Source organism: Phenylobacterium sp. LjRoot219 (assembly GCF_964252995.1).
Taxonomy (GTDB): domain Bacteria; phylum Pseudomonadota; class Alphaproteobacteria; order Caulobacterales; family Caulobacteraceae; genus Phenylobacterium.
Genome location: NZ_CAXUQI020000001.1, coordinates 1,643,433 through 1,657,509 on the forward strand (window position 1 = coordinate 1,643,433; position 14,077 = coordinate 1,657,509).

Here is a 14,077-nt window from a genome sequence, read left to right on the forward strand (position 1 = left end):
GTGTGCGCATGCGTCGTGTCGTCGTCACTGGGATCGGTCTGGTCACCCCACTGGGGCAGGGGACCGAGCACAGCTGGAAGCAGATCCTCGCCGGGAAGTCCGGCGCGGGGAACATCACCGCATTCGACACCACGGACTACGCCTGCCGAGTCGCCTGCGAAGTGCCGCGGGTCGACGGTCGCGGCGGCGGCGGTCCGGACGTGGCGGGCTCGTTCGATCCCGACCAGACCATGTCGGCGAAAGACCGCCGGCGGGTCGACGATTTCATCCTCTATGCGATCGCCGCGGCCGACGAGGCGGTGCGTGATTCCGGCTGGGCCCCCGAAGACGACGAGGGTCGCGAGCGCACCGGCGTGATGATCGGCTCCGGCATCGGCGGGCTTGGCCCCATCGCCGACACCGCTATCGAACTGAAGGAGAAGGGCCCCCGCCGGGTGTCGCCGTTCTTCATCCCGTCGGCGCTGATCAACCTGGCCAGCGGCCAGGTCTCGATCCGCCACAGCTTCAAGGGGCCGAACCACTCGGTGGTCACCGCCTGCGCCACCGGCGCGCACGCGATCGGCGACGCCGCCCGCATCATCAAGTACGGCGACGCCGACGTGATGGTCGCCGGCGGGGCGGAATCGGCGGTGGTGCCGGTCGGCATCGCCGGCTTCATCGCCTGTCGCGCGCTCTCCACCGCGTTCAACGACGAGCCGCAGAAGGCCAGCCGGCCCTACGACAAGGACCGCGACGGCTTCGTCATGGGCGAGGGCGCGGGCGTCCTGGTGCTCGAGGAGTACGAGCACGCCAAGGCCCGCGGCGCGAAGATCTACGCCGAGGTCGTGGGCTACGGCATGGCCGGCGACGCCTACCACATCACCGCTCCGGCCGAGGACGGCGACGGCGGCTACCGCGCGATGCGCGCGGCGATCAAGGACGCCGGCATCCAGGCGTCGGATATCGACTACATCAACGCCCACGGCACCTCGACGCCGCTCGGCGACGAGATCGAGCTGCGCGCGGTCGAGCGGCTGCTCGGCAACGCCGCCGCCAACATGGTGATGAGCTCGACCAAGGGGGCCACCGGCCACCTGCTGGGCGCCGCTGGCGCCATCGAGGCGGCCTTCACCTGCCTGGCGATCCGCGACCAGATCGCCCCGCCGACGATCAACCTCGACAACCCCTCCGTCGAGACCGAGATCGACCTCGTCCCGCATGAGGCCAAGCCGATGAAGATCGAGGTGGCCCTGTCCAACTCCTTCGGCTTCGGCGGCACCAACGCCTCCGTGGTCTTCAAGAAAGTCGCGTGACGGCCAAGCGCCGCTCCGGTCGACGGGCGCCGGCCAAGCCGCCGAAGCGCGCGCGCCGACCGGGTCTGGGCCTGCTGATTCTCCTGCTGGCGGTGCTCGCCGCCGGCTGGGCGATCTGGACCTACGCCGGGCCGGGCCCTGAGGCGCCGGCGGCGGTCACCGCCGTCGAGCTGAAGAAGGGCTCCGGCGTCGCCGGCATCGCCGATCAGCTGGCCGAGGCCGGCGTGATCCGCTCGAAGCCGGTGTTCATGTTCGCCGCCAAGCTGGGCGGAAGCACCCTGAAGGCCGGCGAGTACGAGTTCGCCTCCGGCGCCTCGATGCGCAAGGTGCTCGCCGACCTGCGCGCCGGCCGGGTGGTGCGCCACCTGGTCACCGTGCCGGAAGGCTGGACCAGCGAGATGGCCGCCGAAGCGGTGGGCCGCTCGCCGGTGCTGACTGGCCTGGCGGTCGCGCCGCCGGAAGGCTCGCTGCTGCCGGAGACCTATGAGGTCCGCCGCGGCGAAAGCCGGGTCGCGGTGCTCGCGCGCATGGCCGAGGCTCAGGACGAACTGATGGCCAAGCTGTGGCCGGCGCGCCAGCCCGGCCTGCCGTTCGCCACCCAGGCCGAGGCGCTGACGCTGGCCTCGATCGTCGAAAAGGAAACCGCCGTCGCGGCCGAGCGGCCGCGGATCGCCGCGGTCTACGTCAACCGGCTGCGGGCCGGCATGCGGCTGGAGAGCGATCCGACCACCATCTACGGCATCTCCAAGGGCCGGGCGCTGGGCCGCGGCATCACCCGCGCGGAGCTGGCCGCCGAGACGCCCTACAACACCTATCGGATCGCCGGCCTGCCGCCGACGCCGATCGCCAATCCGGGCCGCGCGGCGATCGAGGCGGTGCTCAATCCGCCGAAGACCGAGGACCTGTTCTTCGTCGCCGACGGCGGCGGGGGCCACGCCTTCGCCAGGACCTATGACGAGCACTTGAAGAACGTCGCCCGCTGGCGCGAGATCGAGCGCCAGCGTCTGGCGGCGGAGGCGGGCGCCGCCGCCGTCGCCGGCGCGCAGGGAAGGGGAGGCTGATGGCGATCTCAGGCATGACCGGCTTCGGCCGGGCGGAAGGCGCTGCGGGCCCGTGGAGCTGGGCCGTCGAAGCCCGCTCGGTGAACGGCCGCAACCTCGAAATCCGCTTCCGCGGCCCGCCGGGGCTGGAAGGGCTCGAGCGCGCCGCGCGCGAGGGGTCGCAGTCGCGCTTCCAGCGCGGCCAGGTGACCATCGGCGTCCAGGCCAAGCGCGCCGAGACCGCCGCCGCGGTCAAGGTCAACGTCGAGCAGCTGGAGCGCTATCTGGCCGCCGGCGCGCCCTATGTGGCGACCGGCATGGCCACGGCCCCGCGGCTCGACGGCCTGCTGTCGCTGCGCGGCGTGATCGAGGCCGCCGACGCGGTCGAGGACCCGGAGGCCCAGGCGGCGCTGGAGGCCGCCATCGTCGCCTCGATCGTCCTGGCGCTCGACGGCCTGCTGACGGCGCGGCGCGAAGAGGGCGTCGCCCTGGGCGGCGTGCTGGGCGGGCTGGTCGACCGGATCGAGCAACTGGTCGGCCAGGCGCAGGACCTCGCCGCCGGCCAGCCGACGGCGATCAAGGAGCGCTTCCAGCGGCGGATGGCCGAACTCGCCGGCGAGGCGGTCAGCGAGGACCGCGTCGTCCAGGAGGCCGCGGCGCTGGCCGTGAAGGCCGACGTGCGCGAGGAACTCGACCGGCTGGGCGGGCACATCGACGCCGCCCGCAGCCTGCTGGCGGCGGACGCGGCGGTGGGGCGCCGGCTGGACTTCCTGACCCAGGAGTTCATGCGTGAGGCCAACACCTTGTGCTCGAAGTCGGCGCTGTCCGGCTTGACCGCGGTGGGCCTCGACCTCAAAGCCGTGATCGAGCAGTTCCGTGAGCAGGTTCAGAATGTGGAGTAGGACGGCGGCATGAGCGTTCACCTGGAACATCCGCGCAAGCGCCGGGGCCTCCTGCTGATCGTCTCCTCGCCCTCGGGCGCGGGCAAGACCTCGCTGTCGCGGCGGCTGGTGGCCGACCACGCCGACCTGGCGCTGTCGGTCTCGGCGACGACCCGCAAGCCGCGGCCGGGCGAAGAGCACGGGCGCGAGTACTTCTTCGTCACCCCGGACGAGTTCGACGGCATGGTCGAGCGCGACGAGTTCCTCGAGTGGGCGCATGTCCACGGCAATCGCTACGGCACGCCGCGCGCGTCGGTCGCGGCTGCGCTCGACGAGGGCAAGGACGTGCTGTTCGACATCGACTGGCAGGGCGCCGAGCAGGTGGCGGGCAAGCTGCCGGCCGACGCGGTGCGGGTGTTCATCCTGCCGCCGTCGATGCAGGAGCTGGCCCGGCGGCTGCACGCCCGCGCCCAGGACAGCCAGAAGGTCATCGAGGGCCGGCTGGAGCGCGCCTATGGCGAGATCGCCCAGTGGCGCGCCTACGACTACGTGATCGTCAACCTCGACTACGACCACGCCTACGCCGACCTCGCCCACATCTACCACGCCGAGCGCCTCAAGCGGGACCGGCAGAGCTGGGCGGAGCCCTTCGTCGAGGGGCTGCTGGCGGAGAAGGCCTAGTCGCGGGGGCGGGCCTTGGGCGTATGCTTGGGCCGAGCGACCCCAGCGCGCCCGCAGAGCCCTGATGGCCATGAAGAAGCTACGTCCTGCCGAGGAGGCCGAATCCGGCCGCGCCACCTACGCCGAGATCGCGCCCGACGTGGACGTCAGCCACTCGGCGACCATGTGGCATCTCCTCAGCCTCGGTCATCTCGTCGCCACCGATCTCGACCGGATCGCCCGGCGGCATGGGCTTTCCATGGCCGACCTGATGCTGCTCGGCGGATTGCGCGTCAGGCATCCGCAATCGCTCCGGGCGACCGACCTCGCCCACATGTTGCGCGTCTCCAATGCGGTGCTGACCACGCGTGTCGCAAGGCTCGAACGGGCGGGCCTGCTTCATCGAGAACCGGACCCCTCCGACCGGCGCGCCTTCGGCCTCACGGTGTCGGCCGACGGCGTGGCGACGGTCGACGCGGCGATCGCCGACATCAGCCGCGACGGGCAGGTCGCGCGCTGGCACCGCCGGCTCGCCGCCGAGGATCGCGCGGCGGTCGCACGCATCCTCGGCGATCTGCACGACCTGATGGATCGCGACTTCGTCGCCGCGCCCCGCTAGTTGTTAAGCCCCTAAAACAACTTGGTCTTTGCGCGGCTGAGGCCGGGGACTAGCCTCTCATCAACGAGAACATGTTGAGGGAGGATACAGATGGCCGAGGGGAACTCTCTCGTCAGCCCGACGCCGTTCCCGGTGGTCGACCCGGAACGCATCCCCGCACCGCGCTACTACGACGAGGCATTCTACCGGCTGGAGTGCGAGCGGCTGTGGCCGCACGTCTGGCAGATGGCCTGCCGGCTGGAGCAGGTCCCCGAAGTCGGCGACTGGATCGAATACTCGAACCTCGGCAAGTCGGTGATCGTCGTCCGCACCAAGGACGGGGTGAAGGCCTTCCACAACGCCTGTCGCCACCGCGGCGTGCAACTGGCCAAGGGCCACGGCAGCTGTGAGACCCAGGGCTTCACCTGTCCGTTCCACGGCTGGCGCTGGAACATCGAGGGCAAGAACACCTTCGTCTACGGCAAGCACATGTTCAGCGAGCACCAGCTGGACCAGGCCGACCTGGCGCTGGCCCCGTGCCGAGTGGAGCTGTGGGGCGGCTGCGCCTTCATCAACCACGACGACGACGCGCCGTCGTTCCGCGAGAGCATCGGGCCCCTGGCCGAGCGGCTGGAGAAGTACGGCCTCGACCAGACGCGTGCGGAGTGGTGCTACGCCACGGTGCTGCCGGCCAACTGGAAGGTTGCGATGGAGGCCTTCATGGAGGGCTACCATGTGATGCGCACCCATCCGCAGCTGCATCACGCGAACCCCGCTCTGACCAATTCGAGGTACGGCCAGGACACCGGCGGCTTGGGGCGCACGCTCGATCCGCGCGCCACCATCCGCGAGAACATCCAGGCGCAGTTCCGAGGCATGGAACTGCTCAGCGAAGGCATGGCCGGGATGTGCCATGCCAAGGACGTCGAGACCGCCCGCAAGCTGCTGGACGTCGACCTGCCGGAGGATCCGATGGAGGCGATGAAGGCCTGGTACGGCATGGTCGCCCATCAGGTCGTCCAGGACGGCCGCGCCCGAGGTGAGTCCACGCCCGATCTCCTCGCCTTGGCGGTCAGCGATCCGGTCAATGCCGTGGAGTTCCTCTTCCCGCACTACTTCCTGCTGCCGTTCCTCTCCAGCTTCTCGGCCTACCGAATCCGTCCGCTCGGCCCGGAAAGCTGCCTGTTCGAGATCTGGTCGCTGACCCAGTTCCCGGAGGGCCAGGAGCCGCCGCCGGTGATGGACCCGGTGGTGCTGCCGTACGACAGCGACGAGTTCCCGCCGATCCCGCGTCAGGACTACTCGAACATCCCTGATCAGCAGCTTGGCCTGCACGCCGACGGCTTCGAGTTCATGCGCCTGTCGAAGGAGATCGAAGGGCTGATCGGCAACTACCATCAGATCATCGACGGCTATCTGAAGGGCGCTGCGCCCGCCAAGCTGGCCAAGGCGACCCACCTGCTCGGCGGCAATTTCGACGGCCCGATCCACAACCTGGGCCTGTGAGCCTGACGGCGGCGCGGACGTGCTCCGCGTCGCCGTCGGCAACCCGCTGGAAACCATGTTCATGGTCTGATGCCGCCTCGCGCGCGGAGGCCGGCGGCGGCGTGTCGCGCTGCACGCCGGCCGCGGTTCCGCTAGTCAGGGTTTTGTCAGGTCAGGGAGGATCGCCGGATGCGCATCCATTTCACCGGGATCGCCGGCGCAGGCATGAGCGCAGCGGCCCTGATGATGCGCGACGCGGGCCACGAGGTGTCGGGCTCGGACGAGGACGTGTTCCCGCCGATGTCGACCTACGTCGAAGGCCTGGGCTTTCCGTTCCATCGCCGGTTCGACGCCGCCAACCTGCCGGACGGGCTCGACCTGCTGGTGCTGGGGGCCAGCGCCAAGCTGGGCGGCGAGGCCAATCCGGAGGTCGCCGAGGCGCGCCGGCGCGGCGTGCGCATCACCACCTTCCCGGAACTGGTCGGCGAGACCACCGAAGGCCGCCGCAATACCGTCGTCGCCGGCTCGTTCGGCAAGTCGACCTGCTCGGCGCTGATGGCGCACATCCTGCGCGCGGCCGGCCACGACGCCGGCTGGATGATCGGCGCCATCTCGCCGTCGCTGCCGGCGACCGGCCACTGGGGCCAGGCCCCCGAGGTGGTGCTGGAGGGCGACGAGTACATCGTCGGCCCGGCCGATCATCGCTCGAAGTTCGTGCTCTACCATCCGCGCGACGTGCTGCTGACCTCGCTGGTGCACGACCACGTCAACGTCTTCCCGACCTTCGCAGACTACGAGGCGCCGTTCCGCGAACTGCTGCGGTTGACGCCCGCCGACGGGCTGCTCGTCGCCAAGGACCATCCGGCGATCCGGGCGATCGCCGCGGAGACCCGGGCCAAGGTGGTCTGGTACGACACCGAGGCGCTCGACGGCTGGCGCGCCGAGAACATCGTCTATGGCGAGACCACCCGCTTCACTCTGGTGGCGCCGGACGGCGGCAAGCTGGCGCTGGCGACCGGCCTGCTGGGCGAGCACAACATCGAGAACATCGTCGGCGTCGCCGCCTACCTGCTGGAGCGCGGCCTCGTCACTGAGCGCGCGCTGGCCGCCGCGGTGGCGAGCTTCGGCGGCATCCGCCGGCGGCTGGACCGGCTGACGCTCGACAGCCAGATCCCGGTGATCGAGGGCTTCGGCTCGTCCTACGAGAAGGCCCGCTCCGCCATCGAGGCGATGCTGCTGCACTATCCCGACCGGCCGCTGGTGGTGGTGTTCGAGCCGCACACCTTCTCCTGGCGCAGCCGCGACGCGCTGTCCTGGTACGACACCGTGTTCGCTGGCGCGGCCAAGGTGCTGATCGTGCCGCCGCCGAGCCACGGGGCCGACAGCCACAACCAGTCGAGCTACGCCGAGATCCTCGAGCGCGCCGCCGCGACCGGCATCCCGGTCGCCGCCGTGCGCTCCGCCGACCAGACCATCGGCCGGCTCAGCGGCCTGCGCGGCGACGAGGTCGTGCTGCTGCTGTCGTCGGGCCCGCTGCTGGGCCTGCCGGACCTGCTGCCGCGGGTGTTCGATGACCTCTACGGCCGGCAGGAAGCTGCGGCTTAAACGGTCACCAGATCCTCCCCCTCAGGGGGAGGTGGCCCGGAGGGGCCGGAGGGGATTCCACTCAGACGTTTCAGTGTGGCGAGACCCAAGCTTCTGAGCGGAAACCCCCTCAGTCGCTTCGCGACAGCTCCCCCTGAGGGGGAGCGCCTATGGCGCCGAGTTACGCCGCCAGCCGCGGCGCGGCGGCTTCCAGCACGCGGATGATCTCGCCTTCGCGCTCGTTCCACAGGATCGAGACGCCGGCGGCGCGGGAGGCCAGTTCGCCGAGCGCGGCTTCGACCTCGGCGTCGCGCAGGCGGCGCGCGCTGAGCCGCAGCAGCGAGCGGCCGCAGCCCTGGTCCTGCACCTCGTCGTGATAGCGCAGCACCGCGTCGACGACGCAGCCGGGCAGGGGCGCGGGCGCCATCGCGGCGCGGACGACCCGGGCGGTCTTCGGGGCGAACGAGCGGGAGGCGGAAAAACGGCGGCGCATCGGGGATCTCCGTTGCAGAGCGGGGCTGCTTGGGTTCTGATCCCTGGATGCGACAAAAACGGACGTATGCCTGATGCGCCACGAAAAAGCTGGCCGCCTGCTGGAGCTTGCGCGGCTGCTCGCCAGCACCGCCGAGGGGCTGACCCTGGATGAGATGGCCGAGCGGCTCGGTGTCGGCCGGCGCACGGTCGAGCGGATGCGCGACGCGGTGCGCGAGGTGTTCCCGCAGCTCGAGGAGGTGGACGACCCGCCAACCCGCCGCTTCCGCATCCCTGCGGGCCTCGACGGCCTGTTCCAGGCCCCGACCGCCGAGGAGCTGGCGGCGGTGAAGGCCGCCGCCGAGATGCTGGCGGCGCAGGGCGCCCAGGCGCGGGCCGGGGCGCTCAGGAGCCTGGAGCAGAAGGTGCTGGCCGCCACGCGCGCCGCCGCGCGCCGACGGCTCGCGCCGGACCTGGAGGCGCTGCTGCAGGCCGAGACCATCGCGGTCAACGCAGGCCCCAGGCCGTTCGAGGACGAGACGGTGCTGTCGGCGGTGCGCGAGGGGCTGAAGTCGATGTCGCGGCTGCGCTTCCGCTACGAGGGCGGCTCGACGCCCGGGCGGGTGCGCGAGGTCGCGCCGTTCGGCCTGTTGTTCGGCCGCGCCAACTATCTGGTCGCCCAGGAAGACGCGGAGTCCGGCCCGCGCAACTGGCGGCTCGACCGCGTGCACGACGTCGAGGTGCTGGCCGCGCCGGCGGCGGTGCCTGCGGGCTTCTCGCTGCAGGATTACGCCGACGAGAGCTTCGGCATCTATCACGACGCGGTGCAGGACGTGGTGCTGGCGGTCACGCCGGAGGGGGCGGAGGACGCGCTGCGCTGGCGCTTCCACGCCAACCAGAAGGTCGAGGCGATGAGCGACGGCTCGGTGATCGTGCGCTTCCGCGCCAGCGGCATGCGCGAGCTCGCCTGGCACCTGTTCACCTGGGGCGACAAGGTGCGGGTGGTGGCGCCCGACCTCCTGCGCCGGACCCTGCTGGACGAGCTGGAGACCGCTCGCCGCGCGCATGCGTCCGATTCTGTCGCAGCGGAGACCTAAGCCTTCTCCTCGTGAACGAGGAGATCCCCATGACCGCCTGCGCCGACTACGCCCAGCTGTTCGAGACCGAGATCCGCCCGCGCCGCCGCCTCGACCGGCGGGTGCGCAAGCTCGCCGCTTACGCCCTCTGGGCCGGGCTGTTCCTGATCCGCCCGCGGCTCGCCCTGCAGATCCTCAGGGATCGCCCCGATTGCGGCGCCGGCCTGAGCCGGTGACCCTTCGTGGCCGGAGCGGACGGAAGGGTCAGCCTGCTGCGCCGCCTGCGGTCCGGAGGGCCACATGTCGACGAGCCTCGTCTCTCTGGGCGCCGCCGCGCTGGCGGGGTTGTTCGCCTGGAACGCCAACCCGACCGCGGCCTGCACGCGGTTCGTCTACCGCGGCGCCGACAACGACCTGATCTCGGCGTGGTCGATGGACTGGAAACCCGACAGGGAAGCCCCGCCGTTCCGCTTCCTTGGCCTGCCCGGAGCGCAGTGAGCCGCGTTCGTCTTGCGACTTGTGGTGGCGAAGAGGCGGTGGTTTCTTGCGCAACCAAATTCGCGCCGTCGATTCCAGAGGACCCTTCCGCCCATGACCGAGCTCTTCGTGCGCCCCGACGCCCGCGCCTTCCTCGACATGCTGAAGGCCAATCCGCGGCCGAAGATGACGCCCGAGACCCTGCCGGCGATGCGGCCGATGGCGGCCGCGGGGATGGCGATGCTGGAGCCGCCGGTCGGCGAGCTGGCGGTGGTGCGCGACCTCAGCATGCCGGGCCCGGCCGGCGAGATCGCGCTGCGCCTGTTCGACGCCCGCGCCGAGCGCGAGCCCGGCCCGGCGGTGGTGTTCTGCCACGGCGGCGGCTTCGTCATCGGCTGCATCGACACTCATGTCTCGATGTGCGCCGAGATCGCCCGTCAGCTCGATCTGCCGGTGATCTCGGTCGAGTACCGCCTGGCGCCGGAAAATCCGTGGCCGGCGGCCCCGGACGACGCCGAGGCGGCGGCCCGCTGGATCGCCGAGAACGGCGAGGCTTTCGGCCTGTCGATCACCAGCCTGGTGCTGTGCGGCGACAGCGCCGGCGCCAACCTGACCATCGTCACGGCGCTGGCGCTGCGCGACCGGCCGGCGGCGGTCCCGGTGATCCTGCAGTTCGCGATCTATCCGCGCACCGACTCCAGCAAGACCTATCCGTCCTATGAGGCGTTCAGCGACGGCTACGGCCTCGACGCCGCCGACATGGCCTTCTACGGCGAGGCGATGCGGGTTGATAACAACCACTGGCGCGCCTCGCCGCTGCTCGCCGACCAGACCGGCATGCCGCCGACCCTGGTGCTGACCGCCAGCCTCGACCCGCTGCGCGACGAGGGCCGCGCCTACGCCGGCAAGACCATCGCCGCGGGCGTGCCGACCACCTACCGCGAGGCCGAAGGGACCATCCACGGCTTCGCCGGCTTCCGCCGGGCGATCCCGTCCGGCCAGGCGGACTTCGACGCCGCGCTGCAGATCGCGCGAGCGATGATCCAGGAGCGCCTGGCGCAGGCCTGACGGGCCCGCTGAGCGGGCGGCGGCAGGTTCGCAGCCCGGATTGGCCAAGCGCTGCCTTGCGCCGGTCCCTGGCGCGTGATCGGTACGGCGCATGAGCGCCGAGATCGTCACCATCGCTTCGCCGGACCTGACCGCGGAGGTGAACCCGTTCGGGGCCGAGCTCTGGCGGCTGCGCGACCGCCAGGGCCGCGACCTGCTGTGGGATGGCGATTCGGCCTGGTGGACCGGCCGCGCGCCGCTGCTGTTCCCGATCATCGGCCGGCTGCCGGACGATCGCTTCAGCCACCAGGGGCAGGTCTACGAACTGCCCAAGCACGGCTTCGCCCGGCGCCGCGCGTTCGAATTGGTCCGGCAGGAGCCGGACCTAGCCACCTTCCAGCTCACGGCCGACGCGGACACGCGGGCGGCCTATCCGTTCGATTTCGTGCTGACGGCGGAGTTTGCGCTCGCCGGGCCGGAGCTGCGCATGTCCGTCACGGTCGCCAACGCCGGGCCGGAGCCGATGCCGGCGACCTTCGGCTTCCATCCGGCGTTTCGCTGGCCGCTGCCCGACGCCGGCGCCCGCGCGGCGCACCGAATCGATTTCGCAGACCCGGAAAGCGGGCCGCTGCGGGCGCTTGATTCGGCCGGGCTGCTGGGCGCCGAACGCCTGGCGTCGCCGATCGACGGTCGGCGACTGGCGCTGCGCGACGAGCTGTTCGTCGCCGACGCGCTGATCTTCGAGGCTCCGCGCAGTCGAAAGCTCCAGTACGGCGGGGAGGGCGGTCCGGCCCTGACCATCGCCTGGGAGGGCGCGGACCACCTGGGCGTCTGGACCAAGCCGGGGGCCGGCTACGTCTGCGTCGAGCCGTGGCACAGCCTGCCGGCCGAGACGACGGCGGCCGGCGAGATCCTCAGCCGCAGCGATCTGGCGATCCTGCCGCCGGGCGACGCGCGCGCATTCGCGATGACGGTCAGCCTGGGCTGAGCCGTTCCGCCGGAGGCGCGGTTCGTCAATGTGGGAAAGTTTGGAGGCCTGATCGGGAATCGAACCCGAGTGCGCGGATTTGCAGTCCGCTGCGTCACCACTCCGCCATCAGGCCGCCTGGAGGGCCGGATGGCTAACAGAAGCGTCGGCGCGGGGCAATCGCATCTTCGCGGCTGATTGCCTAAGCCCGCAGCGCAGCCCTATAAGCCGGCGTCACTTTACCCCCGAGGATCCGATGGCTGACCTCTCCGCCGCCCGCCTGAACATGGTGGAAAGTCAGGTGCGCACCCAGGACGTCACCGACGTGCGCATCCAGGACGCCATGCGGACGATTCTGCGCGAGAATTTCATGCCCGAGGGCAAGGCCTATCTGGCCTATGCCGACATCGAGGTGGAGCAGGCGCCGGGCCGCTGGCTGCTGAAGCCGCGTGACGTCTCCAAGCTGCTGCAGGCGCTCAAGCCGATGCCTGGCGAGCGCTGCCTGGCGATCAACGCGCCCTACGCCGCGGCGGTGATCGAGACCATGGGCGTGAGCGACGTCGAGCGGCTCGACGGCGCGGATCTCACCCAGGTGAAGCCGGAAGCCTACGACCTGATCGTGGTCGAGGGCGCCGTCGGTCGCGCGCCGGAAGCTTGGCTGGGCGGACTGGCCCTGGGCGGCCGGCTCGGCGTGGTCGAGCGCGAAGGAACGGTGGGGCAGGCGGTGCTCTACGTGCGAGCTGAGGACGGCATTGGCCGGCGCGACCTGTTCGACTGTTTCCCGCCGGTGCTCGCAGGCTTTGAAAAGCGCCCCGGTTTCGCCTTATGAGGGTGAGCTGAAAGCCTAGCTCTAGCTTTATGAGAAGGCTCGACGTCCGTTTCAGCCGTATCTGGATGGGTTTATGACGCAGAGCCTTCGCCAGCGGGTGCTGTCCGCCAGCCTTAGTCTTGGTCTCCTCGCCGGCGCGGCTGCGCCGGCGGCGGCCGAAACGCTCGCCGACGCCCTCGCCGCGGCCTACGAGAACAATCCGACCCTCCAGGCCCAGCGCGCGACTCAGCGGGTGATCGACGAGGAGTACGTCCAGGCGCGCACCGGTTGGCGCCCGACGCTCAGCGCCTCGGCGAACGCCGCCTGGCAGGAGATCCGCACGCCGGCCAGCGAGCGCGCGCGGCTGGATCGGCCCACGGACCGTGCGATCGTCCGCGGCAACGCCGGCGCGGCGCAGCTCACCTTCAGCCAGCCGCTCTGGACCGGCGGCCGCGTCGCCTCCTCGGTGACGGCGGCCAACGCCGACGTGCTGCAGGGGCGTGAGAACCTGCGCCGGCTGGAAGGCCAGGTCATGCTGGCGGTGATCACGTCCTACGTCGACGTGCGCCGCGACCAAGAGAATTTGCGGATCCAGCAGGAGAACCTGAAGGTCCTGCAGGCCCAGCTCGAAGAATCCAAGGCGCGGTTCGACGTCGGCGAGGTCACCCGCACCGACGTCGCCCAGTCGCAGTCCCGCCTGGCCAACTCCCAGGCGCAGCTGGCGAACGCCGAGGCCCAGCTGGCGGCCAGCCGCGCGACCTACGCCACCCTGGTGGGCCACAATCCGGGCACGCTCCAGGCCGAGCCGTCGCTGGCCTATCTGATGCCGGGCAATGTCGATGACGCCTTCGTCCTCGCCGAGCAGAACAGCCCGCTGCTGCGCGCCCAGGAGTTCGCCGAGCAGGGCAGTCGGGCGCGGATCGCCGGGGCGCGGGCCGAGCGGATGCCGAACCTCAGCCTCCAGAGCACGCTGCGCTGGGGCAACGCGCCGATCGATCCGTTCCACTCGGACATGTACGACACCGAGAAGACGGCCTCGCTCAACGTCTCGATCCCGCTGTTCACCGGCGGGCTGATCAACTCGCGTGTCCGCCAGTCGATCGAGCGCAACAACGCCGATCGGATCACGGTGGAGGCCCAGCGCCGCAACGTGCTGCAGACCATCACCCAGGCCTGGAACCAGCTGATCGCCTCGCGCGCCAACATCGTCTCCACCGACGAGCAGGTGCGCGCCGCCAAGATCGCGGCCGAAGGCACCCACCAGGAAGAGCAGGTCGGGCTGCGCACCACCCTCGACGTGTTGAACGCCGAGCAGGAGCTGCGCGCCGCGCAGCTCAGCCAGGTGACCGCCCGACGCGACGAGTATGTCGCCGCCGCCACCGTGCTGGCCTCGATGGGCCGGCTGGAGGCCCGCAACCTGATCCCCAGCCAGCCGCAGTATGACGCGACGGCGAACTACCGCCGGCTGCGGATCACTTGGGGCTGGGTGCCGTGGGAGGAGCCGATCGGCGTCGTCGACGGCGCGATCGCCTATCCGGCGATCCCCAAGGCGAAGGACAAGGCGCTGGAGCCGGCGATCAGTCCGGGCCTGCTGCCGCCCCCGGCTGGACCGGCGGCAGCGCCTGCCGCGGCCGCGCCGGCGGCTTCGCCTGCGCCCGCCGCGCCGCCTGCGGCCAGCTGACGGCGGGCTG

Annotated in this window: 15 protein-coding genes and 1 tRNA gene; 14 read left to right on the top strand and 2 right to left on the bottom strand. The window is 71.0% G+C overall.

Translation table 11 applies throughout. The features are described 5' to 3' along the window. The first annotated feature begins 8 nt into the window (after positions 1-8). The 7 genes from fabF (at position 9) to ACSQ14_RS08155 (ending at position 7,561) form a co-directional block, all read left to right on the top strand. The gene (gene fabF, locus ACSQ14_RS08125) at positions 9-1,292 is read left to right on the top strand and encodes a beta-ketoacyl-ACP synthase II (protein ID WP_436011498.1); all 1,284 of its coding nucleotides are present in this window, start codon (positions 9-11) and stop codon (positions 1,290-1,292) included. Next, positions 1,289-2,353, top strand: coding sequence for an endolytic transglycosylase MltG (gene mltG / locus ACSQ14_RS08130; protein ID WP_436011500.1), 1,065 nt, complete (start codon positions 1,289-1,291; stop codon positions 2,351-2,353). The genes fabF and mltG overlap by 4 nt, the downstream gene beginning before the upstream one ends. Then, entirely contained in the window at positions 2,353-3,234 is an 882-nt protein-coding gene (locus ACSQ14_RS08135) for a YicC/YloC family endoribonuclease (RefSeq protein ID WP_436011502.1), read from the top strand. The genes mltG and ACSQ14_RS08135 overlap by 1 nt, the downstream gene beginning before the upstream one ends. A 9-nt stretch (positions 3,235-3,243) precedes the next feature. Next, entirely contained in the window at positions 3,244-3,894 is a 651-nt protein-coding gene (gene gmk, locus ACSQ14_RS08140) for a guanylate kinase (RefSeq protein WP_436011504.1), read from the top strand. 64 nt (positions 3,895-3,958) lie between these two features. Beyond that, a complete protein-coding gene (locus tag ACSQ14_RS08145; RefSeq protein ID WP_436011506.1) occupies positions 3,959-4,492 on the top strand; it encodes a MarR family winged helix-turn-helix transcriptional regulator in 534 nt (177 codons plus the stop codon). Between the two features lie 90 nt (positions 4,493-4,582). Then, the gene (locus tag ACSQ14_RS08150) at positions 4,583-5,977 is read left to right on the top strand and encodes an aromatic ring-hydroxylating oxygenase subunit alpha (protein ID WP_436011508.1); all 1,395 of its coding nucleotides are present in this window, start codon (positions 4,583-4,585) and stop codon (positions 5,975-5,977) included. Positions 5,978-6,145: 168 nt separating this feature from the next. Next, positions 6,146-7,561, top strand: a complete 1,416-nt coding sequence (locus ACSQ14_RS08155) for a Mur ligase family protein (RefSeq protein WP_436011510.1) — start codon at positions 6,146-6,148, stop codon at positions 7,559-7,561. Between the two features lie 160 nt (positions 7,562-7,721). Here ACSQ14_RS08155 and ACSQ14_RS08160 read toward each other — a convergent pair whose 3' ends face one another. Next, the gene (locus ACSQ14_RS08160) at positions 7,722-8,033 is read right to left on the bottom strand and encodes a hypothetical protein (protein ID WP_436011512.1); all 312 of its coding nucleotides are present in this window, start codon (positions 8,031-8,033) and stop codon (positions 7,722-7,724) included. 73 nt (positions 8,034-8,106) lie between these two features. Here ACSQ14_RS08160 and ACSQ14_RS08165 point away from each other — a divergent pair, with 73 nt between their 5' ends. The 5 genes from ACSQ14_RS08165 to ACSQ14_RS08185 all read left to right on the top strand — a co-directional run bounded on the left by ACSQ14_RS08165 (position 8,107) and on the right by ACSQ14_RS08185 (position 11,599). Further along, the gene (locus ACSQ14_RS08165; protein ID WP_436011514.1) at positions 8,107-9,108 is read left to right on the top strand and encodes a helix-turn-helix transcriptional regulator; all 1,002 of its coding nucleotides are present in this window, start codon (positions 8,107-8,109) and stop codon (positions 9,106-9,108) included. A gap of 29 nt (positions 9,109-9,137) precedes the next feature. Further along, positions 9,138-9,323 carry a hypothetical protein gene (locus ACSQ14_RS08170; RefSeq protein WP_436011516.1) on the top strand — a complete coding sequence of 62 codons (186 nt, stop codon included), beginning with the start codon at positions 9,138-9,140 and terminating at the stop codon, positions 9,321-9,323. 64 nt (positions 9,324-9,387) lie between these two features. Then, positions 9,388-9,585 carry a hypothetical protein gene (locus tag ACSQ14_RS08175; protein ID WP_436011518.1) on the top strand — a complete coding sequence of 66 codons (198 nt, stop codon included), beginning with the start codon at positions 9,388-9,390 and terminating at the stop codon, positions 9,583-9,585. Positions 9,586-9,678: 93 nt separating this feature from the next. Then, positions 9,679-10,632 carry an alpha/beta hydrolase gene (locus ACSQ14_RS08180; protein WP_436011520.1) on the top strand — a complete coding sequence of 318 codons (954 nt, stop codon included), beginning with the start codon at positions 9,679-9,681 and terminating at the stop codon, positions 10,630-10,632. A gap of 91 nt (positions 10,633-10,723) precedes the next feature. Beyond that, positions 10,724-11,599, top strand: a complete 876-nt coding sequence (locus ACSQ14_RS08185) for an aldose 1-epimerase family protein (protein WP_436011522.1) — start codon at positions 10,724-10,726, stop codon at positions 11,597-11,599. A gap of 41 nt (positions 11,600-11,640) precedes the next feature. On the opposite strand, the gene ACSQ14_RS08190 is transcribed toward ACSQ14_RS08185, so the two are convergent. After that, a tRNA-Cys gene (locus ACSQ14_RS08190) sits at positions 11,641-11,714 on the bottom strand. Positions 11,715-11,834: 120 nt separating this feature from the next. Here ACSQ14_RS08190 and ACSQ14_RS08195 point away from each other — a divergent pair. Together ACSQ14_RS08195 and ACSQ14_RS08200 are read left to right on the top strand one after the other, a co-directional pair. After that, complete coding sequence (locus ACSQ14_RS08195) at positions 11,835-12,407, top strand: protein-L-isoaspartate O-methyltransferase family protein (RefSeq protein ID WP_436011524.1); 573 nt, start codon at positions 11,835-11,837, stop codon at positions 12,405-12,407. A gap of 73 nt (positions 12,408-12,480) precedes the next feature. Then, positions 12,481-14,067, top strand: a complete 1,587-nt coding sequence (locus tag ACSQ14_RS08200) for a TolC family outer membrane protein (RefSeq protein WP_436011526.1) — start codon at positions 12,481-12,483, stop codon at positions 14,065-14,067. Positions 14,068-14,077: the final 10 nt, after the last annotated feature.

Excerpts from the sequence above, each read along its gene's own strand:
- fabF (WP_436011498.1), top strand. The coding sequence starts at position 9 with ATGCGTCGTGTCGTCGTCACTGGGATCGGTCTGGTCACCCCACTGGGG.
- ACSQ14_RS08135 (WP_436011502.1), top strand. The coding sequence starts at position 2,353 with ATGGCGATCTCAGGCATGACCGGCTTCGGCCGGGCGGAAGGCGCTGCG.
- gmk (WP_436011504.1), top strand. The coding sequence starts at position 3,244 with ATGAGCGTTCACCTGGAACATCCGCGCAAGCGCCGGGGCCTCCTGCTG.
- ACSQ14_RS08145 (WP_436011506.1), top strand. The coding sequence starts at position 3,959 with ATGGCCATGAAGAAGCTACGTCCTGCCGAGGAGGCCGAATCCGGCCGC.
- ACSQ14_RS08150 (WP_436011508.1), top strand. The coding sequence starts at position 4,583 with ATGGCCGAGGGGAACTCTCTCGTCAGCCCGACGCCGTTCCCGGTGGTC.
- ACSQ14_RS08155 (WP_436011510.1), top strand. The coding sequence starts at position 6,146 with ATGCGCATCCATTTCACCGGGATCGCCGGCGCAGGCATGAGCGCAGCG.
- ACSQ14_RS08160 (WP_436011512.1), bottom strand. The coding sequence starts at position 8,033 with ATGCGCCGCCGTTTTTCCGCCTCCCGCTCGTTCGCCCCGAAGACCGCC.
- ACSQ14_RS08165 (WP_436011514.1), top strand. The coding sequence starts at position 8,107 with ATGCGCCACGAAAAAGCTGGCCGCCTGCTGGAGCTTGCGCGGCTGCTC.
- ACSQ14_RS08170 (WP_436011516.1), top strand. The coding sequence starts at position 9,138 with ATGACCGCCTGCGCCGACTACGCCCAGCTGTTCGAGACCGAGATCCGC.
- ACSQ14_RS08175 (WP_436011518.1), top strand. The coding sequence starts at position 9,388 with ATGTCGACGAGCCTCGTCTCTCTGGGCGCCGCCGCGCTGGCGGGGTTG.
- ACSQ14_RS08180 (WP_436011520.1), top strand. The coding sequence starts at position 9,679 with ATGACCGAGCTCTTCGTGCGCCCCGACGCCCGCGCCTTCCTCGACATG.
- ACSQ14_RS08185 (WP_436011522.1), top strand. The coding sequence starts at position 10,724 with ATGAGCGCCGAGATCGTCACCATCGCTTCGCCGGACCTGACCGCGGAG.
- ACSQ14_RS08195 (WP_436011524.1), top strand. The coding sequence starts at position 11,835 with ATGGCTGACCTCTCCGCCGCCCGCCTGAACATGGTGGAAAGTCAGGTG.
- ACSQ14_RS08200 (WP_436011526.1), top strand. The coding sequence starts at position 12,481 with ATGACGCAGAGCCTTCGCCAGCGGGTGCTGTCCGCCAGCCTTAGTCTT.